The 19,952-nt window shown below is 44.4% G+C and carries 22 protein-coding genes; 8 read left to right on the forward strand and 14 right to left on the reverse strand.

Annotation, left to right across the window (positions count from 1 at the left end; genetic code table 11):
* The first annotated feature begins 129 nt into the window (after positions 1 to 129).
* Together JK188_RS09610 and JK188_RS09615 are read left to right on the forward strand one after the other, a co-directional pair.
* Positions 130 to 381, forward strand: coding sequence for a type II toxin-antitoxin system Phd/YefM family antitoxin (locus JK188_RS09610; RefSeq protein WP_211887233.1), 252 nt, complete (start codon positions 130 to 132; stop codon positions 379 to 381).
* Positions 381 to 701 (forward strand): type II toxin-antitoxin system RelE family toxin, encoded by a 321-nt coding sequence (locus tag JK188_RS09615; protein WP_211887231.1) that lies wholly within the window; start codon positions 381 to 383, stop codon positions 699 to 701. The genes JK188_RS09610 and JK188_RS09615 overlap by 1 nt, the downstream gene beginning before the upstream one ends.
* A 113-nt stretch (positions 702 to 814) precedes the next feature.
* Here JK188_RS09615 and ppiA read toward each other — a convergent pair whose 3' ends face one another.
* Positions 815 to 1,387 (reverse strand): peptidylprolyl isomerase A, encoded by a 573-nt coding sequence (gene ppiA / locus JK188_RS09620; RefSeq protein ID WP_108478750.1) that lies wholly within the window; start codon positions 1,385 to 1,387, stop codon positions 815 to 817.
* Between the two features lie 267 nt (positions 1,388 to 1,654).
* On the opposite strand from ppiA, the gene yihA reads away from it, so the two are divergent.
* On the forward strand, positions 1,655 to 2,275 hold the full coding sequence (gene yihA / locus JK188_RS09625) for a ribosome biogenesis GTP-binding protein YihA/YsxC (protein WP_132496945.1): 621 nt from the start codon (positions 1,655 to 1,657) through the stop codon (positions 2,273 to 2,275).
* A 113-nt stretch (positions 2,276 to 2,388) separates the two neighbouring features.
* Here yihA and JK188_RS18095 read toward each other — a convergent pair whose 3' ends face one another.
* From JK188_RS18095 to JK188_RS09645, 5 genes are all read right to left on the reverse strand, one after another.
* The gene (locus tag JK188_RS18095; RefSeq protein ID WP_438361642.1) at positions 2,389 to 2,436 is read right to left on the reverse strand and encodes a hypothetical protein; all 48 of its coding nucleotides are present in this window, start codon (positions 2,434 to 2,436) and stop codon (positions 2,389 to 2,391) included.
* Positions 2,437 to 3,090: 654 nt separating this feature from the next.
* Positions 3,091 to 5,895 (reverse strand): DNA polymerase I, encoded by a 2,805-nt coding sequence (polA, locus tag JK188_RS09630; protein WP_211887230.1) that lies wholly within the window; start codon positions 5,893 to 5,895, stop codon positions 3,091 to 3,093.
* 329 nt (positions 5,896 to 6,224) lie between these two features.
* On the reverse strand, positions 6,225 to 6,848 hold the full coding sequence (dsbA, locus tag JK188_RS09635; protein WP_036948659.1) for a thiol:disulfide interchange protein DsbA: 624 nt from the start codon (positions 6,846 to 6,848) through the stop codon (positions 6,225 to 6,227).
* Between the two features lie 33 nt (positions 6,849 to 6,881).
* Positions 6,882 to 7,883 carry a serine/threonine protein kinase gene (locus tag JK188_RS09640; protein WP_442959117.1) on the reverse strand — a complete coding sequence of 334 codons (1,002 nt, stop codon included), beginning with the start codon at positions 7,881 to 7,883 and terminating at the stop codon, positions 6,882 to 6,884.
* Positions 7,884 to 8,153: a YihD family protein gene (locus tag JK188_RS09645; RefSeq protein WP_006659561.1), complete on the reverse strand. Its 270-nt coding sequence runs from the start codon at positions 8,151 to 8,153 to the stop codon at positions 7,884 to 7,886.
* 214 nt (positions 8,154 to 8,367) lie between these two features.
* Between JK188_RS09645 and mobA the strand changes: the two genes are divergently transcribed.
* Together mobA and mobB are read left to right on the forward strand one after the other, a co-directional pair.
* Positions 8,368 to 8,961, forward strand: a complete 594-nt coding sequence (gene mobA, locus JK188_RS09650; protein WP_211887226.1) for a molybdenum cofactor guanylyltransferase MobA — start codon at positions 8,368 to 8,370, stop codon at positions 8,959 to 8,961.
* A complete protein-coding gene (gene mobB, locus JK188_RS09655) occupies positions 8,958 to 9,476 on the forward strand; it encodes a molybdopterin-guanine dinucleotide biosynthesis protein MobB (protein ID WP_211887224.1) in 519 nt (172 codons plus the stop codon). Before mobA ends, mobB begins: the two co-directional genes overlap by 4 nt.
* Positions 9,477 to 9,510: 34 nt before the next feature.
* On the opposite strand, the gene JK188_RS09660 is transcribed toward mobB, so the two are convergent.
* Genes JK188_RS09660 through JK188_RS09685 form a run of 6 tightly spaced genes read right to left on the reverse strand, consistent with a single transcriptional unit; the run spans position 9,511 to position 15,267 of the window.
* Positions 9,511 to 10,524: a LacI family DNA-binding transcriptional regulator gene (locus JK188_RS09660; protein WP_211887222.1), complete on the reverse strand. Its 1,014-nt coding sequence runs from the start codon at positions 10,522 to 10,524 to the stop codon at positions 9,511 to 9,513.
* Complete coding sequence (locus tag JK188_RS09665) at positions 10,521 to 11,261, reverse strand: MBL fold metallo-hydrolase (protein WP_211887220.1); 741 nt, start codon at positions 11,259 to 11,261, stop codon at positions 10,521 to 10,523. The genes JK188_RS09660 and JK188_RS09665 overlap by 4 nt, the downstream gene beginning before the upstream one ends.
* Positions 11,251 to 12,309 (reverse strand): ABC transporter ATP-binding protein, encoded by a 1,059-nt coding sequence (locus JK188_RS09670; RefSeq protein WP_211887218.1) that lies wholly within the window; start codon positions 12,307 to 12,309, stop codon positions 11,251 to 11,253. Before JK188_RS09670 ends, JK188_RS09665 begins: the two co-directional genes overlap by 11 nt.
* Positions 12,310 to 12,321: 12 nt before the next feature.
* Complete coding sequence (locus tag JK188_RS09675; protein ID WP_211887216.1) at positions 12,322 to 13,134, reverse strand: carbohydrate ABC transporter permease; 813 nt, start codon at positions 13,132 to 13,134, stop codon at positions 12,322 to 12,324.
* A 2-nt stretch (positions 13,135 to 13,136) separates the two neighbouring features.
* On the reverse strand, positions 13,137 to 14,000 hold the full coding sequence (locus JK188_RS09680; protein ID WP_211887215.1) for a carbohydrate ABC transporter permease: 864 nt from the start codon (positions 13,998 to 14,000) through the stop codon (positions 13,137 to 13,139).
* A 49-nt stretch (positions 14,001 to 14,049) separates the two neighbouring features.
* Positions 14,050 to 15,267: an ABC transporter substrate-binding protein gene (locus JK188_RS09685; protein WP_211887213.1), complete on the reverse strand. Its 1,218-nt coding sequence runs from the start codon at positions 15,265 to 15,267 to the stop codon at positions 14,050 to 14,052.
* A gap of 222 nt (positions 15,268 to 15,489) precedes the next feature.
* Between JK188_RS09685 and JK188_RS09690 the strand changes: the two genes are divergently transcribed.
* A complete protein-coding gene (locus tag JK188_RS09690) occupies positions 15,490 to 16,188 on the forward strand; it encodes a helix-turn-helix transcriptional regulator (protein WP_211887211.1) in 699 nt (232 codons plus the stop codon).
* A 51-nt stretch (positions 16,189 to 16,239) separates the two neighbouring features.
* Complete coding sequence (locus tag JK188_RS09695; RefSeq protein ID WP_211887209.1) at positions 16,240 to 16,839, forward strand: glutathione S-transferase family protein; 600 nt, start codon at positions 16,240 to 16,242, stop codon at positions 16,837 to 16,839.
* A gap of 87 nt (positions 16,840 to 16,926) precedes the next feature.
* Here JK188_RS09695 and gorA read toward each other — a convergent pair whose 3' ends face one another.
* Positions 16,927 to 18,279: a glutathione-disulfide reductase gene (gorA, locus tag JK188_RS09700; protein ID WP_154602304.1), complete on the reverse strand. Its 1,353-nt coding sequence runs from the start codon at positions 18,277 to 18,279 to the stop codon at positions 16,927 to 16,929.
* 117 nt (positions 18,280 to 18,396) lie between these two features.
* Positions 18,397 to 19,239 carry a 23S rRNA (adenine(2030)-N(6))-methyltransferase RlmJ gene (locus JK188_RS09705; protein WP_154602303.1) on the reverse strand — a complete coding sequence of 281 codons (843 nt, stop codon included), beginning with the start codon at positions 19,237 to 19,239 and terminating at the stop codon, positions 18,397 to 18,399.
* 229 nt (positions 19,240 to 19,468) lie between these two features.
* Between JK188_RS09705 and JK188_RS09710 the strand changes: the two genes are divergently transcribed.
* Entirely contained in the window at positions 19,469 to 19,870 is a 402-nt protein-coding gene (locus tag JK188_RS09710; RefSeq protein ID WP_211887208.1) for a DUF1090 domain-containing protein, read from the forward strand.
* Positions 19,871 to 19,952: the final 82 nt, after the last annotated feature.

The raw sequence follows: 19,952 nt of genomic DNA on the forward strand, positions 1-19,952 counted from the left end.
AAATACAATGGAATAAAATAGCAGCAGCCAGACTAAATTAGATTGCCCTTCATGTTGTGTATTTCATGGACAATATGTTTTTTTACTCTAAAATAAGCTCCATATTTAGTGCTAATTTTAGAGGTTGCTATGTATACCAAAACGCTTCTTGCTAAAAAAACATCATCAATTAGCGAATTTAAAAAAAATCCCTCCGCCGCAATGAATGAATCAAATGGAGAGCCTGTTGCCATTTTGAGCCACAACAAAGCGATCTTCTACTGCGTACCTACCGATTTATTCGAGCTAATGGTAGAAAAACTTGGCGATCAACTCCTATTAGAAAAAGCAATCGCACGCATGGATGATGATGAAATAGAAGTAAGTTGGGATGACTTATAATGGAAAAAAATTTTAGCGTAAAACTAACGTTTAAACCCTTAGCTAAAAAAGAATGGGACTCCCTTAATTCATCAATAAAAGATAAATTTAAAAAAATCCTACGTAAAAGAGCAGAGTCTTATGAACTACTTACAGCTCCCAGTAATCGGCTGTCCCTTCAATACAATTGCTATAAAATCAAATTGAAAAAGGACGGATACCGTTTAGCCTACACAGTAAAAAGTGATGATGTTGGTAATGTGCAGGTGACAGTTTCTGTCATCGCTGTAGATAGACGCGATGAGATATACAATGAACTCAATAAGCGCCTAAAAGATTAAGCAATAGCTGAATTTATTTACTAATTAAGAAAAAATGCAAAGAAGGACTTTATGATAAGAGGATGACTAACAAGAATCACCCTCTCTATTCGACGATATTACAGCAAACAGTATTAAGGCTTTTTAATCACTTCCGCAGAAATAATCGTAATAGGTTCAACAGGAACATTTTGATATGGACCTACGTTCTCTGTTTTCACTTTAGAAATTTTGTCTGCAACATCCATTCCTTTAACAACTTTACCAAATACCGCATAGCCGAAATCACGTTGGCCGTGATCTAAAAACGCATTATCAGCAACATTAATAAAGAATTGGCTGGTTGCACTGTCTTTATTTGCGCTACGAGCCATTGAAATAGTGCCACGTAAATTACGTAATCCATTATCAGCTTCATTAGCGATTGGTGCACGGGTTTGTTTTTGCTGCAATTCTTTATTAAAACCGCCGCCTTGGATCATAAATCCAGGAATAACACGGTGGAAGGTTGTACCGTTGTAATAACCTTCATTAACATATTGCAGGAAGTTTTCAGTACTAACAGGGGCTTTTTTACTATTGAGTTCTAACTCAATATTACCTGCGGAGGTGACTAATTTGACGTAAGTTTCACCCGCGGCTAATGCAAGAGAAGTTGTGCTCATTGCACAGATTGCCAATAATGGCACAAAAATTCGTTTCAACATTCAAGATCCCTTTTGTTAATACCCAAAAACATATTAATGCCCAATTCTAGAGCGAAGCGGGAGTAATTGCTAAAGATTTACCTATATTTACGCCAAATAGTTAAATTTCGCTGAATTAAATTAATTGTAGAGTAATTTAATGAAAAAGCCTTCGCTTAATGTCATTCTCAAATAGATATCGCACCAAATATCCCCCTTTTGTTGTTTGTATGCTATTCAGTCGCTATAATCCCCCAGCCTTTTGAGGCTACTCAGGGAGAACCACCAATGGCAATTAAAAACCACAACTACCACATGACAAAATTTGTCATCAGTGCCCCCGATATCCGTCATCTACCAAAAGATACGGGCATTGAGGTGGCGTTTGCTGGCCGATCTAACGCGGGCAAATCCAGTGCATTAAATGCATTAACACAGCAAAAAAGCTTAGCGCGAACCAGTAAAACACCGGGAAGAACTCAGCTTATCAACCTGTTTGAAGTTGAAGAGGGCATTCGCCTAGTTGACCTTCCGGGCTACGGTTATGCCGAAGTACCTGAAGAGATGAAGCGCAAATGGCAGCAAGCTCTCGGTGAATATTTACAGAAAAGAGAATGTATCAAAGGGTTAGTGATTTTGATGGATATCCGTCATCCATTAAAAGATCTCGATATGCAGATGATCGAATGGTCAGTCGCCATGAGCATTCCTGTTCTTGTTCTACTCACCAAAGCGGATAAGCTCGCTTCAGGCGCAAGAAAGAAACAGTTAATGGAAGTTCGCCAAGCATTAGCACCGTTATCTGCGGAAGGCGATATTGAAGTGGAATATTTCTCTGCACTGAAAAAAATGGGTATCGATAAATTACGTATCAAACTCGACAGTTGGTACAGTAACGCCGCAGAATAACCTTTTCATTCCTTGTACGCCCATGCGGCGTATAACGGTCTATGCCGTTAGCGCATCAAAAATTTACGCAAAAAAAATGCTCCAGTCAAAAACTTGACTGGAGCAGCTAATATTCAGCTAAATCCGATTACGTGAAGTAAAAGGTCTGAAAGATAGAACATCTTACCTCTGTACCCTACGCCTGATAATGTACTTTATTTTCCGCTCGAAAAAAAGGCTTTTTGTAGTTTTTTTTCAAAGCTTACTACGATTCAGCCCTGTATATTGCCTAGTAATTCGTTAAAAACGTATTTTTACTACATATTTATGAGATCTAAGTCGCATAATAACAACCTTCGCCATCCCAACGATATATTTAAAATTCAGTGTTTTACCCATGAATTATGTGAAATTTAAAGGGAATAAAACGCCTCCAAATTTCTGCGTAAATACCACTATAAAAAATATCCTAAACATAAAAAAACACCCCAAACATTGTCGCCAACATTCGGGGTGCCTTACATTATCTTTTGCTATTCGCTTTTAGGTTTTATTAAGAGTTTTTTCTCTTTATCTCTTACCCAACCAATACTCTAAATAGTTCATGTTGTGGCAAGGCGGTGAGCGAAGACAGCTTGGGGAGCATACACAAGTATGTGACCCAAGTGGCTGAGTGAAACCAACACAGCCACAACACGAAATATAACGAGTATTTAGTTCGCGGCTGTAGGTAGGCGGCAAACGAGGATATCCCTCGGAGCATACACAAGTATGTGACTAGGGTTGCCGAGTACAGCCAACACCCCTACAGCCCGAAATATGACGAGTATTGCTGATTAATGGGCTTCGTCCCAGTTCGAGCCAACACCCACCTCCACTTTGAGAGGAACATCCAGCGTCATACTCTGCTCCATCAGCGCCTGAACCTTCGCTTGCACCTTCTCTAGCTCGGACTCTTTGACTTCAAACACCAGTTCATCGTGCACCTGCATAAGCATATCCGCATCTGGTTTTTCGGTTTCGAGCCAATTATCTACTGCTATCATCGCTTTTTTGATGATATCGGCTGCGGTGCCTTGCATTGGGGCGTTGATCGCTTCGCGTTCTGCCGCTTTACGGCGCATACCGTTACTCGATTTAATATCTGCAAGATACAATCTACGCCCTTCTAATGTCTCAACATAACCTTGTTCAGACGCTTGCAGGCGGGTATTTTCCATATAACGCAGCACACCTGGATAACGCTCAAAGTAGAGATCCATATAACGCTGCGCTTCTCCACGTGGGATGCCTAACTGGCGAGCCAAACCAAATGCACTCATGCCATAAATCAAACCGAAGTTAATCGCTTTTGCACTACGGCGTTGGTCGCTGGTGACTTCCTCTAACGGAACACCAAATACCTCGGCTGCGGTGGCTCTATGGATATCTTTCCCTTCCGCAAACGCCTTCAATAAGCCTTTATCTTGGGAAAGGTGCGCCATAATACGCAATTCAATTTGTGAATAGTCCGCTGCCATCACTTTGTAGCCATCACGCGCCACAAACGCTTGGCGGATACGTCGACCTTCTTCGGTACGCACTGGAATATTTTGCAAGTTCGGGTCACGGGAAGATAAACGTCCCGTCGCTGTTACTGCTTGGTGATAAGAGGTATGCACGCGATGAGTTTTTGGATTAATCATCAGCGGCAGCTTATCCGTATAAGTAGATTTTAGCTTCGCTAAGCTACGATGCTCTAACAGTAATTTTGGTAGTGCATGGTTTAATGCCAGCTCTTCCAACACTTCTTCGTTGGTTGAAGCAGCGCCACTTGGTGTTTTCTTGATAACTGGCAATTGCAGCTTTTCGAATAAAATCGTCTGCAACTGTTTCGGAGATGCCAGATTGAACTCTTCACCCGCTAACTCAAACGCCTGTTTTTCCAACTCCGCTAAACGCGCGGTGATCACCTGAGACTGCGCCCCTAATGCCGCCGCATCAATCAGCACACCTTTGCGCTCCATACGTACCAACACTGGCACCAACGGCATTTCGATATTTTGGAAAACGTGGGCTAATTTTGGCTCTGCTTCCAGTTGCGGATACAGCGCTTGATGCAGTAACAATGTCACATCCGCATCTTCCGCCGCATAGTTTGCCGCTTGCTCCAATGGGATTTGGTTAAAGGTTAACTGCTTTTTGCCTTTACCCGCTATCTCTTCAAAACTCACGGTTTTATGGTTGAGATGGCGATCTGCAAGGCTGTCCATATCATGGCGCCCCATGCCTGCTACACTGTTCAACACATAAGATTCCAGCATAGTGTCAAACTTGATGCCTTTTAGCGAAATATCGCAATTTAACAACACTTCCGCATCGTATTTTAGGTTCTGACCGATTTTGCCGATTTTCTCATTTTCTAAGATAGGCTTCATCGCTGCCAAAACGTCTTTTAAAGGCAACTGATCTGGCGCATCAAGATAGTCATGCCCGACAGGTAAATAGGCGGCATGACCGGCTTCGATAGCAAAAGACATACCCACTAAACGAGCTTCTTGGGTATCCAGGCTGTCAGTTTCTGTATCAAAGGCAAACAGCGTCGCTTCGCTGAGTTTTTTCACCCAACTATCTAACTGTTCTTTATCGAGAATTGTTTGGTAATTTTCAGCACATAGTGTTGGGACGGCAGGCTTAGATTTTGCCGCAGGCTGGCTTGCTGGTGCACGGTAACTTTCTGCGGCTTTAGTTGGTTTCGCCCCTTTGCCGTCCATCCAGCTACCATTTTCAACATCGGCCAACCAGCGTTTAAATTCATAACGGCTAAACAGTGAATGAAGTTTATCCGCATCCAGTTCCGTCACCTTGAGTTCTTCACACGGTTTTTCTAGCTCAACATCCGTTTTAATCGTCGCCAGTTGGTAAGATAACAGTGCGAGTTCGCGGTTCTCTTCCATTTTTGGTGCGAGGGTTTTAGAGCCACGGAAACCGAGTGGAGCAATCGCATCTAAGTTTTTATAGATATCGTCTAAGCTACCAATACCTTGCAATAATGCTAATGCGGTTTTTTCACCGACACCCGGCACACCCGGAATATTATCGGATGAGTCACCCATTAAGGCTAAAAAGTCGATAATTAGGCTTGGTGGAACCCCATACTTCGCTTCCACTTCTTCAGGACCTAAGATGGTGTTGGTCATGGTGTTGATCAGGGTGATATTCGGTTCAACCAACTGTGCCATATCTTTATCGCCCGTACTGATCAGCACTGGCATCCCTTTGCTGCTCGCTTCACGCGCCAACGTACCGATGACGTCATCCGCTTCCACACCAGGTACCACTAGCAGCGGCAGCCCCATAGCTTCCACCATTTCATGCAATGGTGCAATTTGAGCGCGCAGATCGTCCGGCATTGGCGGACGATGGGATTTGTAGCTTTCAAACAGTTCATCACGGAACGTTTTTCCCTTAGCATCAAAGACAACCGCCACATGACTCGGGGTATATTGCATGATTAGGCTACGCAGCATATTCAACACGCCATACATCGCTCCGGTAGGTTCACCAGCGCTGTTGGTCAATGGAGGGAATGCATGATAAGCACGGTACAGGTAGGAAGAGCCATCTACCAAAATAAGGGGATTTTCAGCAATCTGAGCCATAATCTGTCATCATCTTTTTTATCGGGAATGAATGGGGGATAGGATGCCACATTGTGGCTTCAGATACACCTTGAGATTCAATTTCCCGCTGAGTTATCCCATTTCTTATGCGATAATTTCCTGTGGATAACTTTGTGAGTAAAATTTAGTTATCTAACGGATTCAATGAGTAAGAGAATTGCAAGAAGAAAACAATAAAATAAAATCAATAAGTTAGCTAATGAGGCTTTGATTTATCGCAAATCAGAGGGGATGGTCGAATTGTGGATATTGATAACGGACAATCAGCAAATAAAAAGATAGCGGCACATTGCCGCTATCTTCACAGATTATTTTTTGCTAACTAAGAAGTTCACAACTTTTGAGTATTCTTTAGCATAATCCTCTGCGTTATCGACAGAAATTCCGTTATTACGGATTTGATATTTACCATCGACGAATAATGCTGGCACGCCACGCAGTTTTAAATCTTGTGCGGCATTTTGTTGCTTAGCAACTAACGATTTCACGACAAAGCTATTTAGCGCTGCATCGTATTCTTCACCCGTTACGCCCGCTTTGATAAATGCATTACGGATATCCGCAGGGGTATTGATCGTTTGGGTTTTCTGAATGCCTTCAAACAGAATTGGCGTCACTTTATCTTCAACTTTCAGCACCATCGCCACAGCCCACGCTTGAGTCATTTGAGCACCTAGAGGGCCTAAAAAATCAACGTGATAACGCGCTTTAGTGACACCTTCTGGCAGGTTTTTCTCTACCGTTTGTGGCACTTTGTAGATGCTTTCAAACTGATAACAGTGTGGGCAGTAGAATGAGAAAAACTCCAGAACTTGCGGTAAGTCTTGTACCGGAGGCTTAACATCCGTGTACTCTTTACCTTCTGAATAATTTGCTGCCGCAGCACCAAAAGACATGGCAATACCAATCAAAGCCAACATGATTTTTTTCATAGAAAACTTTCTCCAAAAACACAGTCTTAAATATTAAAATTGCGGGTTCAATTGCAAAGGAGCATCTAACAACCGCTCAGTTTGCTGTGCAAACTCGATAGATTGCTTTTGCCAAAAATCAGCAGATTGGATCCAAGAAAATGCTTTCGGGAAAGCGGGATCTTGCCAGCGACGAAGGATCCATCCTAAATAATGCACCATTCGCATCGCACGTAGCGGTTCAATCAGCTTTAACTCACGTACATCAAAATCACAAAACTCGTTATACGCTTCTAATAACGTATCCAGTTGGATAATCTGCTCTTGGCGTGAACCATTAAGCAACATCCATAAATCTTGCACCGCAGGACCATTGCGTGCATCGTCAAAATCCACCAGCCACGCTTCATCACGCCACAAAATATTGCCAGGATGGCAATCCCCTTGCAGGCGAATAAAAGATTGTTGAGCAGGCCACAGGGCTTTAACTTGGGCAATCAACTTATCCAATGAATCTATCAATGGTGCTTTATCACGCTCAGTAATTAATGAACTGGAGGCGATAATATTTCTCGGTTGGTCGAGATACTCTTCCACACCAAGAGTCGGACGAAATGCAAAGTTTCGCTGTTTACCGATTTGATGCACTCGCCCTAATAAATGACCAACACCCTCAAGCTGGAATAAGTTGTCCGTTTCATATTGGCGTCCTCCGATACTCGGAAAGAGTGCAAACATAAACCCACCAAACTCTAATACCGTTTGTCCGGCAAATTCTAAAGGCGCAGCCACCGATAAGCCTTCATCTTGCAGCTCAAGGGTAAAATCATGCTCTTCTTGAATTTGAGAACGGTTCCAGCGCTCAGGACGATAAAATTTCACCACATAGCGTTGGCGATTTTCATCCTGAAATTGGTAAACGCGATTTTCGTAGCTGTTAAGCTCTGTCAGCCCTGATTCTGGGTAAATCCCCGCTTCCATCAGCGCATCAAGGATCAAATCAGGGGAGATCCCACTAAAGTGGAAGCTCGATTGTTCTGTTAAATCCATGTTCATTTAATCTTTTATGATGCCACGAGCACGTAGAATGGCCGTTTTAAAATCATCTTCGTAATCTTTTTGAATACCGGGGATCACCGCATTGCTGTCGGTGCCACGCATTTTTAGATGATAAATTAATACGTCGTCTGTCAGTTCAGATAAACTGCCTTTAAAACCCGCTTCATCTGCCAGTTTTTGCAGTAATTGCACTAAATTTAAATCTGAATTGTCCTTCCATACTGGATGCAGAAGTTCGATGACTTCATTTAAACGATGGCATTTCATGTTTATTCCTTATCACGAATATTCGATACAAGTTACCAATAATCCTACAAGAGAAAAAGGGAACAGTTGTCAATCTAAGTAAAGTTTAACCGTTTCTTGTATTAATATTCATTGATTTTATAGGAAAATAGAATAGATTTTAGCTGTTACTATACTCAAAAAACTACTTAAGTTCGTTAAAACATTTTCGCTAAGATTTTCAGAGATATTGAACATGTCATTTCGTCAGTCGATTACAGGCGTGATCCTCGCCGGGGGCAAAGGCACCCGCATGGGTGGCCAAGATAAGGGTTTAATTCCTTTATTGGGTAAGCCGCTATACCGCTATATTATGGAGCGTTTGCAACCGCAAGTCGGTCAATTGATGATCAATGCTAATCGCCACCACGCAGAATATGCACAAAGCCAACTGCCCGTTTTCACGGATTTAACCGCAGATTTTTCGGGTCCCTTAGCAGGGATGCAAGCAGCACTTCATCAGGTCACCACCGATTGGCTGCTATTTGTCCCTTGCGATGTTCCTGAGTTTCCAACTGATTTAGCCGAAAAGATGTTTCGCGAAAAAGGCGAGCACCTTGCCTGCTACGCCTGCGATAACGAACGAGAGCACCCGACATTTACCCTACTCCATCGGTCTCTCCAGAAACCGTTGGATGATTACCTCGCAAGAGGAGATCGCAAACTGATGCTATTTATGCGTGAAATCGATGCAAAAGGCGTCATGTTTACCTCTGAAACCGGTACATTTGCTAATTTAAATACGCCGGAAGATAGCCGTAACTGGGAGTTACAACAAAAAAAATCATGAACCAGAACACGTTACCTCTACTCGGGATCACCGCCTACAGTGGCACCGGGAAAACAACTTTGCTCAAGAAAGTTATCCCTTTACTGAGACAGCGCCATGTTCGTGTGGGCTTAATCAAGCACACGCATCACGATATGGAAATTGATACGCCGGGCAAAGACAGTTATGAATTACGCAAAGCAGGTGCAGACCAAACGTTAGTGGCAAGCAATCAGCGCTGGGCATTAATGACCGAAACCCCTGAATGCAATGAAATGAATCTGAGCTATCTGGCTAGCCGCTTTGATTCTGCTTCGCTAGATCTGATCTTAGTGGAAGGATTCAAAAGTGAGCCCATCGATAAAATCGCGCTATTTCGATCCGATGTGGGTAAACCGCTAAACGGCTTAATTGACGAGTATGTCGTGGCGGTTGCCAGCGACGAAATTATTGATACCGACGTCCCGCAATTGGATATCAATAATCCTGAGCAAGTGGCGGATTATATTGTTTCCTGGTGGCAGAAAAGCCAGTAAATTGCCTCTCTAAATGCCTCATTCGAGGCATTTTTTATGCGCTTTTGCGTACAACCAGCTCAGGTTCAAGCTTGATAAGATTCGGTTGATTCTCTGACTGCGCCCAAATGCCTTCAAGCAAGGTAATCACTTGCTGGGCAATACGATTTACAGGCTGCGCCAATGTGGTGAGTTGATACCCTTCCCACCCCGCCATCGGGATATCATCACACCCCACGATCCTGAGTTGTTCAGGAACCGCGATATTCAGCGATTGCCGGCAACAATCCATCACGCCCAACGCCAAAGAATCTGCGGCACAAAATAAGCCATCCAACGATTGAAGTTGCTGCTGATGCTGCAACGCCGCCTCAAAACCCGCCTGATAACGATAGCTCCCTGCGGATAAGCACACTGGTTCAGAATAGCCCGCTGCCATTAAATAGCGTTTAAAGCCTTGATGGCGCTCATTTGATGCCTGCCCATCCCCACGCCCGGCCAGAACCCCCAACCGAGTTAAGCCTAAACTTAATAGATATTTTGCCGCCATTTCTCCGGCTAATTGGTTATCTGTTTGCACTGAAGGGATCAACCCCGCAGCATCACTGCGCCCCAGTGTAATTAGCGGTAAAGAGAGCTTTAAGCATTGATGAAAATGCTCCGCTGGCAGTGACCCCACCACAGCGACCACCCCATCAATTTGGTATCCCGATAATTGCAAAATCGCCGCATCAAGGTCGCCCGCCTGTTTCACATTCAATAGCATTGGCTGTTTCCCATGCCCTTGTAATGCGCTGGATAAGGCTTCAAACAAATAGGATTCATACGGGTTCGATAAGTCACTGACAAGGATCGCCACGATATTGGAACGTTTTTTCTGATTAGGCGTACTCAGTGTGCGAGCAAAAAAATTAGGTTGATAGCCCAACTGCTTCGCAGCGTCTAAAATCTTTTGCTGTTTCTTCGGGTGAATACTCGCACCTTCGGTAAATGCCCGTGATACCGACGAACGGGAAACGCCTGCCACTTCAGCCACATCCGATGCCGTCACTTTTCGATTTTGCATCATAATAAGCATTCCCCCTGCTGAGCCAACTGAAGAAACGGATATTCGGCAATATGTTCACGCAGGCTATCTAGGTAACGCGGCTCAATATGATAAAGCCGCCATTGGCTATTAGATTTGGGAGATAACTTTTGCAACCGCTGGTGTAGTGATGCCCAAGAGCCATGGCTGGGATGAATATCGAGGGTTTCACACTCCAAAAATACCCAATCACTTTGCAGTGCCAGTTGTTCCCCTTGGGGTGAAATCTCACCATCTCCTGAATAAAACAGACTACGCCCTGAATTCGCCGTCAGGTGCAAACTACGGTTACTGACCGAATGTCGGGTTAACGCCGTTGTCACTTTCCAATCACCAATAAATTGAATCTCTTCACTATTTTGTTGGATGATCTCAAAACCTAATTGCGCTTTAGGCCAATGGGAAAAAGCAAGAAGCGGCGTCAATAGCACCCATTGTTCCCGCTGAGCTATAATCGTCAGTGGGCGCTTTCGTCGGTACGAATCCATCCAATTGAGTAACGTGGTGAGCCCAAGACAGTGGTCAGGATGGGTATGGGTCAAATAGATAGCATCCAATTCTTCCACATGCATTTGTCCAAACAGCGCTTGAGGCACCGTCGGACCACAATCCACCAGCAATTGGTAGCCTGACTCTTCCACCAGAATGCTAGCATTGATGCGTTCGCTATCATAAGCATCCCCCGTTCCCACTACCGTAATTTGAAAACTAGGCTGCATGGTTTTTCCTTGTTTTAGCCATTTCAATCCGTTGTTCTTGCTCATCAAAAAGGTGCAACGTCGAACGCGCTAAGCTTATGGGTAACCTGTCCCCCAATCCATAAATCTGGTCACTCTCCACCACAAAATGCTGCCCCTTTAATAAACCATTGCCCTTTAATAAACCATAGTAAAGTCGTGAATGCCCAAGAGGCTCCACCACCGTGATTGGCATAAAGGCATCCGGGTTTTGGCTATCCACCACCACTTGATTAGGACGAACGCCTATACACTCCGTTCCAACAGGTAGCGAAATATCGATTGAATCGAACATTTGCGGTGGGAGAAAATTCATCACCGGTGACCCAATAAATGACGCTACAAATTTATTGGCTGGCTTCTGGTATAACGTTTCAGGCGTACCTACTTGCTCAATGCGTCCTTGATTTAAGACCACAATGCGGTCAGCCAAAGTCATCGCTTCAACTTGGTCGTGAGTCACGTAAATCATGGTGGCTTTCAAGTTTTGATGAAGTTGCTTCAAGTAAATGCGCATTTCGCCGCGTAATTTGGCATCAAGGTTAGACAGCGGTTCATCAAACAAAAATAACTCTGGGTCACGCACAATTGCGCGCCCAATCGCCACCCGTTGACGCTGCCCACCAGACAGCGCCGAGGGTAGTCGGTCAAGCAAATGGGTTAATTGTAAATTCTCGGCGGTTTCCCGTACTTTTTGGGTAATTTCTCGCGCACTCATTCCCGCCATCTTCAGCGGAAATCCCATATTTTTTTCCACGCTCATGTGAGGATATAACGCATAGGATTGGAACACCATCGCCACTTGTCGCAGTGAGGGATGCACATCATTCAACGGTTGACCATTGAGTCTCAATTCCCCCTCGGTGATGGATTCTAGCCCTGCAATCATGCGTAGCAACGTGGATTTCCCGCAGCCAGAAGGACCGACAAACACCACAAATTCGCCATTGTCGATAGTTAAATCCACTAGTGGGATCACGCAATGCCCTGCGTAGCTTTTACCAATATTAATCAGTTCGAGTTTTTTCATGATAAGTGCCTACTATTTCAATCCCATCGAGAAACCACGTAATAAATAGCGCTGCATATAGCCCGCCAGTGCCAGCATTGGCAATGAAGAAACAATCCCTATCGCCATCATTTCTCCCCATGCAGTACCGTCTTCAGTCATAAAATTAGAGATAAATAATGGGATGGTGAATTTGTCTGGCGTATGAATAAATAACAGTGAGAATAAAAACTCATTCCAACCGAGGATCATGGAGAAAATCGCCGTCGCGACTAACCCCGGCGCACAAAGCGGAAAAACGATATAGGCCAAACGATGCAATAAATTCGCTCCATCCATCGCCCCTGCCTCTTCAATTTCTAATGGAATATCGCGAATAAAACCGAGCAGCATCCAGATACAAAACGGCAAGGTATACACCTGATAAGACAAAATCAGCCCAATGCGCGTATTCAGTAACCCGACTTGGTTCATTAAGGAATAGAGTGGAATGGCAATCACAATCGGCGGCATCATTTTGATAATCAATACACCGAGCAAAAACACGTTATCGAGCTTAGCAGGGAAGCGATAACGCACTAAGGCGTAAGCACAAAAGAACGCCAGTACCACTGAGACCGCCGTTGCCCCCACCGAGACTAAAACCGTATTGCCCACTAAGCGCAGCAAATCCCCTTCAAATAGCTTTTCAAACGACGATAAGCTCGGTTGGCTTGGCAGTAATTGCGCCCCCGATTGCATAATTTCAGACGGGGATTTAAACGCCGTGCCGAACATCCAAATAATCGGCAGCGTCATGATCAACACCGCCAACCAAACCAACAATGTGTGTATTTTGGCTTTCATGATCAGCGTCCTTTCATTACGTTGCGGGCATAAATCAATGTCATCAGCAAGGAAATCGCCAACATCACTAACGCCGCCGCACTCGCCATGCCTAAGTCGAAGAAGCGGAAACCGTATTTATAGACAAACATAGATAATGTTTCGGTTGAATTTCCTGGCCCGCCCCCCGTCATCACATACACTTTGTCGAATAACTTAAAGGTGTCGATAGAGCGCAATAAAAATGCCAGCATCAGTTGCTTTTTGATCAGCGGAAGCGTGATGTAGACAAAGGATTTCCAGCCTTTTGCTCCATCCACCATCGCCGCTTCACCAATATCTTTAGGAATGGATTGCAAGCCCGCCAAAATGATCAAAAATGCCATTGGCGCCCATTGCCATGTATCTACTAACGCAATGGAATATAAGGCTAAATCTGGATTGAATAACCACTCTTGGGCGGGTAAGCCCACCGCCACCAGCAGGCTATTTAAGAATCCAAAATCATAGTTGTACCAAGAGCGCCAAATCGAGGAACACACCAGCGTGGAGAGCATCATTGGGTAGATAATGATGGGCAAAGCAAATTTACGCCCAGCAAATTGACGGTTAAACAGCAGTGCTAGCCACAGCCCTAAAAGAACTTGGGCGATGGATGCCACGAGGGTAAACACGAAGGTATTTTTAATAGCAGCCAAAAAGAAAAAGTCATCGAACAATTCAGAGAAATTCGACCAGCCAATAAAGTGGTAGCTGTCATCGATATAATCCACTTGCCCAAAGGCGTGATACAGCACGGATACGATGGGATACAACGTCAATAATCCCAGCATAATCAACGCTGGGAGGAGTAACCAAAACAACTGTTTACGGTTTTCGAATAACATACTCAGCATTCCATAAAGGCGCTAGAAACTAGCGCCATGAAAAACATCACTATTTTTTTGTGCTGCGCTCAATGCGTTTTTGCGCTTGTTCCAAAGCTTGATCCGCGGTCATTTGCCCCATCATCGCCATTTGCAAAAAGTCCCCAAGAATACTTTCCACTTCAGCCCAATTTTGAATACGTGGGCGCGCTTTACCGGCTTCTAATGCGGCTGCTTGTTGTGGATACCAACGGTATTGACTAACAACTTGCGGGTCTGCATAGACGCTATGGCGCGTTGGCGGTGTCCCGAAGTTTAGTGCTAATGCTTTTTGCATTTCAGCGCTGCTAGCAAATGCAAGGAATTGCTCCGCTTCCACTTTGTTTTTCGCATCTACCGGAATCGCCAACTGCCAAATACCCAGCATAGGTGCTGGCTGTCCGGTTTCTGCTGGTGGCGCCATCATTTCCATTTTGCCGACCACATTCGAGACTTTGGCGTTATCAAGATCCGGCACCCAAGCTGGCCATACTTCGATGGCCATCGCGGCGGTGCCTTTTTGTAATGCATCGCGAACTTCATCGGCGTTAAACACATCCACCCCTTTCGGCGCATATTGCTTCATGGCTAAGAAGGTTTCTAACGCGTGTTTGGCCTGTGGGGTATTCAAGGTCGGTTTTCCGTTACTATCGACAACATCGCCACCATATCCCCACAGAATGGGTAAAAATCCCGTCACGATCGGGTTGCCTTTTACTCCGCGATACACCACGCCATTGGCTTTGCCATCTTGGCTAATGGTTTTCGCTGAGTTCAACACATCCGTCCATGTTTTCGGCTGTTGAAGTTTGTACTGATCGAACAGGTCTTTATTCCACGCGAACATTGCCACGTTACCCACCATTGGCAATGCATAGCTCGCACCTTTGCCGTCTTGGCGACCGATATCCACGGTGGATTGAATAAAGTCTTTATCTTGGAGTGAGTCAGGAAGTGGGGATAACCACTTGTTGGCAAGGAATTCAGGTGCCCATGTGTCATCCATTAAAATCACGTCATAGTTACCGGTTTTCTCGCGCATGGAGAGCACGACGCTTTCATACAGCCCTTTACTCGGACGCTTAACTAACGTGATTTCTGCCTTGGGATTATTTTTTTTATATTCGTCGACAACAAACTGCATCGCATCACCATAGCTGCTGTCTCGTCCGGCAATAATTAATTCAGAGGCGCTAGCGCCAAGTGTTGAGGCTATCAGTGCGGATGCCAATAATGTGCGCTTAATCATTTGCTTCTCCTAGTGGATGTCTCTTGTTCTTTGTATGAATTTTCGGTTGAGTCGTTTTTGCACGCGCGTTCAAATTGCCATGGCAGGCTACGGCTGGAAGATGACAGTTAGATGAAGGTGAAGTGAAGGTTTTATTCAGAATGGCAAAGACGATTGGAATTCAATGATGGCTTTCTTTAGTATGATGGCAATTCTTTGCATAACATCCTAACTGAGAGCCGAATGACTCGCACCCAACGCTTACTCACATTGATTCAGATCCTGAAAGAGAATCGCTATCCGGTCACCGCAGACGCCCTCGCCTGTCAGTTAGAGGTGAGTGTTCGTTCCATTTATCGGGATATTGAATCACTACGCGACCAAGGAGCTGAAATTACTGGTGAAGCGGGCATTGGTTATCAGTTAAAAAGCGGATTATTACTGCCGCCATTGATGTTCGATGAGAATGAACTGGAAGCGCTGATTTTAGGTTTACGCTGGGTACAAAGTAATGCTGATACAGAACTCAAAAACTCTGCCCTGCGCACTCTTAATAAAATTAATGCCGTGGTGGGTAAAGAGGCGCAGATCATCCTAAACAGCAATACGCTATTTGCCCCAACAACCCAACTTAATGAAATTGACGAGCATGTGGCTAAAAATTTGCGTTTGAGTTTACGGGAAGAGCGCAAAGCCAAAATATCGTATGTGGATATTAAAGGGCAATCCAGTGAACGGATTATTTGGCCAATCGCGGTGGGCTATATGAAAGATACCCAAGTGTTAGCGGCATGGTGCGAGCTGCGCCAAAGCTATCGCCATTTCCGCCTAGATAGAATCGAATCTTACACTCTCTTGGGGGAGTCGCTGCCCTACCCGAAAGGCTATTTACTCACCCGCTGGCAGCAAGAAGTCTTGTGTGTCACTCCTGACAATTTCTGACACCGCCTTAGCTTATAGTCAGTGCTCTACTTCATTTAAGGAAAAATCACTATGAGCGAGCTAGTTCTATTTACCAATGCAATGTCCCGCGGCAATACCGTTGATTTACTATTAAAAATGATGGACGTTCCCTATAAGCGCATTGAATTAGCTTATGGTGCAGAGATGCACACCAAGGAATATCTTGCCATTAATCCGATGGCAAAAGTGCCCGCTTTAGTTGATGGTGATGTGATTGTGACTGAGTGTGCGGCGATTTGTCTTTATTTAGCCGATAAATTTATTGAAAAGGGCTTTGCTCCTGCATTAAATAGCCCTGACCGTGGTGCTTACTATCGCTGGTTTTTATTCACCGCAGGCCCGATTGAATCTGCGTTTACCGTCCTTGATTTAGGCGTGGAATTAACCGAAGAACAGCAAAAATCGTCAGGTTTTGGTAGCGTTGAACGCACTTTAGCCACGTTAGATGTCTGCCTCGCTAGTGCCAAGCCGTATATTTGCGGTGAAACATTAACTGCAGTGGATGTGTATGTGGGCTGCTTTGTGATGTTTTTAATCAAGTATTGCGGATATACCGCAACACCGCCGATGCAAACCTATATGGATAGCCTAGCAACACACCCAGAGATTGCTACGCTGCTAGCGATGTAGTACCTATTATCATCACCGTGAAATGCAAAAAGGCGCAGAATTAACCTGCGCCTTTTTAATTTCTCACTAAAGAGAGTTAAACGATGCTTAACGCATTGTCACAAACTCTTCGGCAGCAGTTGGATGGATTGCGACAGTGTTGTCGAAATCTTTCTTGGTTGCGCCCATTTTGAGAGCGACCGCGAAGCCTTGCAGCATTTCATCCATACCAAAACCGATACCGTGGATGCCGACAATTTTCTCTTCTTTACCCACACATACCAGCTTCATGCGGCATGGTTGGCGATGAGAAGTGACTGCGGTATACATCGCGGTAAATGAAGATTTATAGCATTTCACTGCATCTGCGCCATATTTTTCAATCGCTTCTGGCTCAGTTAAACCCACTGTACCAATTGGCGGATGGCTGAATACAACCGTTGGCACGTTGGTGTAATCTAAATGTTCGTCAGGTTTGTTGTTAAATAAGCGCTCAGACAGACGGCGACCCGCAGCAACAGCGACTGGCGTTAACTCTACCGCGCCAGTGTTATCGCCCACTGCGTAAACGCCAGCCACATTGGTATTCTGATATTTATCGACTTTAATATAGCCTTTCGCATTTAGCTCAACGCCTGCCGCTTCAATATTCAGGTTATCCGTCATTGGCTCACGACCGATTGCCCAAATCAGCGCATCAACAGTTTGCTCGTGACCATTTTCTAATTTTAATGTCAGTGAACCGTCTGCATTTTTGACCACTTCTTTCGGAATGGATTCTGTGTGCAACGTTGGACCTTCTGCATTCATCACTTCCACTAACGTTTCAACAATAAGCGGGTCAAACGCACGCAGTGGAGCATGTTTACGCACAAACAGGTGCGCTTCACTACCTAAACCATTTAGTACGCCAGCCAGTTCAACGGCAATGTAGCCCGCACCGACAACAGCAACACGCTTAGGCAACGCTTCCAGCTCAAAGAAACCGTCAGAAGTCATGCCATATTCTGCACCTGGGATCTCAGGGATCACCGGACGACCACCCGTTGCGATCAAAATATGATCCGCGGTGTAAATCTCGCCATTCACTTCAACGGTATGTGCATCAACAAAACGAGCAAAACCTTTGATCACATCGACTTTGTTATTGCCAAGTACGCGATCGTAAGATTGGTGGATACGGTCGATATAAGCAGTACGGCTCTCAATTAATTTCTTCCAGTTGAAATCATTGATAGTGGTATCGAAACCATAGTCTGGACCATAGGCGCGAATAGCTTCAGAAATTTGCGCTGCATGCCACATCACTTTTTTCGGTACACAACCGACGTTAACACAAGTGCCGCCTAACTCTTTAGCTTCAATCAGGGCACACTTTTGTCCGTACATCGCCGCACGGTTCATAGACGCAATACCGCCGCTACCGCCGCCAATTGCAATATAGTCGTAATGTTTGCTCATAACTTGGTTGTTCCCATTTGTTGAATTACGAATACGTTAATATTCTCTTATTATGCTATGTAAACATAAACATTTAAGATAGCTATTGCCTGTTACTGCAATAGCCAAAGTCTATTGTTACTCAGGTACAATCCACTCAACTAATGTATGCCCAGTGCCTTCTGGCACCAGTGTTTTATGTAACCATGGCAGGACATTTTTCATCTGCTGCTCAAGTTTCCAAGGCGGGTTAATGACAATCATACCGGATGCAGTCATACCGCGTTGGTCGCTGTCAGGGCGTACCGCTAATTCAATTTGCAGAATTTTACGGATACCAGTTGCTTCTAGTTGGTTCACCATACGTTTGATTTGCTGGCGCAGAACCACTGGATACCAAATCGCATACGTGCCTGTTGCGAAGCGCTTATAGCCTTCAACAACGCCTTTTACGACCGCTTCGTAGTCTGATTTCATCTCATAAGGTGGATCCATCAGCATAAAACCACGGCGGCTTTGCGGAGGCAATTTCGATTTTAACTGTTGATAACCATCTTCACGGGCAACTGTTGCACGCTCATCGCGAGAAAATTCAGTACGTAATAACGGATAATCACTTGGGTGTAACTCGGTTAAAATCAGTTTATCGTGCTCACGCAGTAAATGTTTCGCTAATAGTGGCGAGCCTGGGTAATAGCGTAAGCGACCGTTTTCATTTAAACGGCGCACAACTTGCATATAGGGCAGTAGTTCCTCAGGTAAATCCGGTTGCTCCCAAACTCGTGCAATCCCTTCGAGATACTCTCCTGTTTTTTCTGAATGTTCGCTAGTTAATTGATAACGACCCGCGCCGGAATGGGTATCCAGATACAGAAATGGTTTCTCTTTTTCTTTAAGAGATTCAATGATCAGACTTTGCACCGTATGTTTGAGAACATCCGCATGGTTGCCTGCGTGAAAGCTATGACGATAACTTAACATGTCGCGTTTATTTCCTGAGGAATTCAGCAGCCACATTTGTGAATGCTGTTAATAGAATCTGTACAGAAGGTCTGTTGAATGAAAAATAGACCGAATAATTTCTTTCGCGCCATTATAGCTAAAATTTGATGGGATTGTCATAGTGACAAAACATGACAAAATTGCACATGACCTTTCCTTACCAAAAAGTTATCCTAAGCAAAATTAAAAACCATAATAGGGAAAACCAATGAAACGAGTATTTATAATATCTTCCATATTGGCTGCATTTTTAGTGAATAATCCTGCAATAGCAGGTAATTCATCCCAAGGGTGTGAAATCAAAAAGCAGAAAATTGAAACTCAGCTCAAATATGCCAAAGCACACGGTAATACCTACCGCGTAAATGGCTTAGAGCGCGCACTCGAGAACGTTAACCGCTACTGTACCTCTGATTCGCTGTATCGCGATAGCCAGGAGAAAATTGCCGAAAAGCAGAAAAAAGTTGCTGAGCGCGAAGCTGAATTGCAGGAATCTATTCAAAAAGGTGACCCTGAAAAAATCGCTAAACATAAGCGTAAAGTTGCCGAAGCAAAGGCAGAGCTTCAAGAAGCCCAAGACCTTTCAGACATCTACAAAGATACCCTTTAATAAAAATTCAAGTTTAATCAAATAGTTAATTTTTATTCTTTATCTCACCCTATACCTAATTTTGGATAAATAAAGGCATAGG

Origin of the sequence: Providencia sp. JGM181, from assembly GCF_018257375.1 — a bacterium.
GTDB lineage: Bacteria > Pseudomonadota > Gammaproteobacteria > Enterobacterales > Enterobacteriaceae > Providencia > Providencia lanzhouensis.

What these genes read in the sequence shown, in the direction of transcription:
- JK188_RS09610 (WP_211887233.1), top strand. Translation starts at nt 130, where the DNA reads ATGTATACCAAAACGCTTCTTGCTAAAAAAACATCATCAATTAGCGAA.
- JK188_RS09710 (WP_211887208.1), top strand. Translation starts at nt 19,469, where the DNA reads ATGAAACGAGTATTTATAATATCTTCCATATTGGCTGCATTTTTAGTG.
- ppiA (WP_108478750.1), bottom strand. Translation starts at nt 1,387, where the DNA reads ATGTTGAAACGAATTTTTGTGCCATTATTGGCAATCTGTGCAATGAGC.
- JK188_RS09685 (WP_211887213.1), bottom strand. Translation starts at nt 15,267, where the DNA reads ATGATTAAGCGCACATTATTGGCATCCGCACTGATAGCCTCAACACTT.
- mobA (WP_211887226.1), top strand. Translation starts at nt 8,368, where the DNA reads ATGTCATTTCGTCAGTCGATTACAGGCGTGATCCTCGCCGGGGGCAAA.
- yihA (WP_132496945.1), top strand. Translation starts at nt 1,655, where the DNA reads ATGGCAATTAAAAACCACAACTACCACATGACAAAATTTGTCATCAGT.
- JK188_RS09690 (WP_211887211.1), top strand. Translation starts at nt 15,490, where the DNA reads ATGACTCGCACCCAACGCTTACTCACATTGATTCAGATCCTGAAAGAG.
- JK188_RS09660 (WP_211887222.1), bottom strand. Translation starts at nt 10,524, where the DNA reads ATGATGCAAAATCGAAAAGTGACGGCATCGGATGTGGCTGAAGTGGCA.
- JK188_RS09695 (WP_211887209.1), top strand. Translation starts at nt 16,240, where the DNA reads ATGAGCGAGCTAGTTCTATTTACCAATGCAATGTCCCGCGGCAATACC.
- JK188_RS09680 (WP_211887215.1), bottom strand. Translation starts at nt 14,000, where the DNA reads ATGTTATTCGAAAACCGTAAACAGTTGTTTTGGTTACTCCTCCCAGCG.
- JK188_RS09645 (WP_006659561.1), bottom strand. Translation starts at nt 8,153, where the DNA reads ATGAAATGCCATCGTTTAAATGAAGTCATCGAACTTCTGCATCCAGTA.
- JK188_RS09705 (WP_154602303.1), bottom strand. Translation starts at nt 19,239, where the DNA reads ATGTTAAGTTATCGTCATAGCTTTCACGCAGGCAACCATGCGGATGTT.
- JK188_RS09640 (WP_442959117.1), bottom strand. Translation starts at nt 7,883, where the DNA reads ATGAACATGGATTTAACAGAACAATCGAGCTTCCACTTTAGTGGGATC.
- JK188_RS09615 (WP_211887231.1), top strand. Translation starts at nt 381, where the DNA reads ATGGAAAAAAATTTTAGCGTAAAACTAACGTTTAAACCCTTAGCTAAA.
- JK188_RS09675 (WP_211887216.1), bottom strand. Translation starts at nt 13,134, where the DNA reads ATGAAAGCCAAAATACACACATTGTTGGTTTGGTTGGCGGTGTTGATC.
- JK188_RS09665 (WP_211887220.1), bottom strand. Translation starts at nt 11,261, where the DNA reads ATGCAGCCTAGTTTTCAAATTACGGTAGTGGGAACGGGGGATGCTTAT.
- mobB (WP_211887224.1), top strand. Translation starts at nt 8,958, where the DNA reads ATGAACCAGAACACGTTACCTCTACTCGGGATCACCGCCTACAGTGGC.
- dsbA (WP_036948659.1), bottom strand. Translation starts at nt 6,848, where the DNA reads ATGAAAAAAATCATGTTGGCTTTGATTGGTATTGCCATGTCTTTTGGT.
- gorA (WP_154602304.1), bottom strand. Translation starts at nt 18,279, where the DNA reads ATGAGCAAACATTACGACTATATTGCAATTGGCGGCGGTAGCGGCGGT.
- polA (WP_211887230.1), bottom strand. Translation starts at nt 5,895, where the DNA reads ATGGCTCAGATTGCTGAAAATCCCCTTATTTTGGTAGATGGCTCTTCC.
- JK188_RS09670 (WP_211887218.1), bottom strand. Translation starts at nt 12,309, where the DNA reads ATGAAAAAACTCGAACTGATTAATATTGGTAAAAGCTACGCAGGGCAT.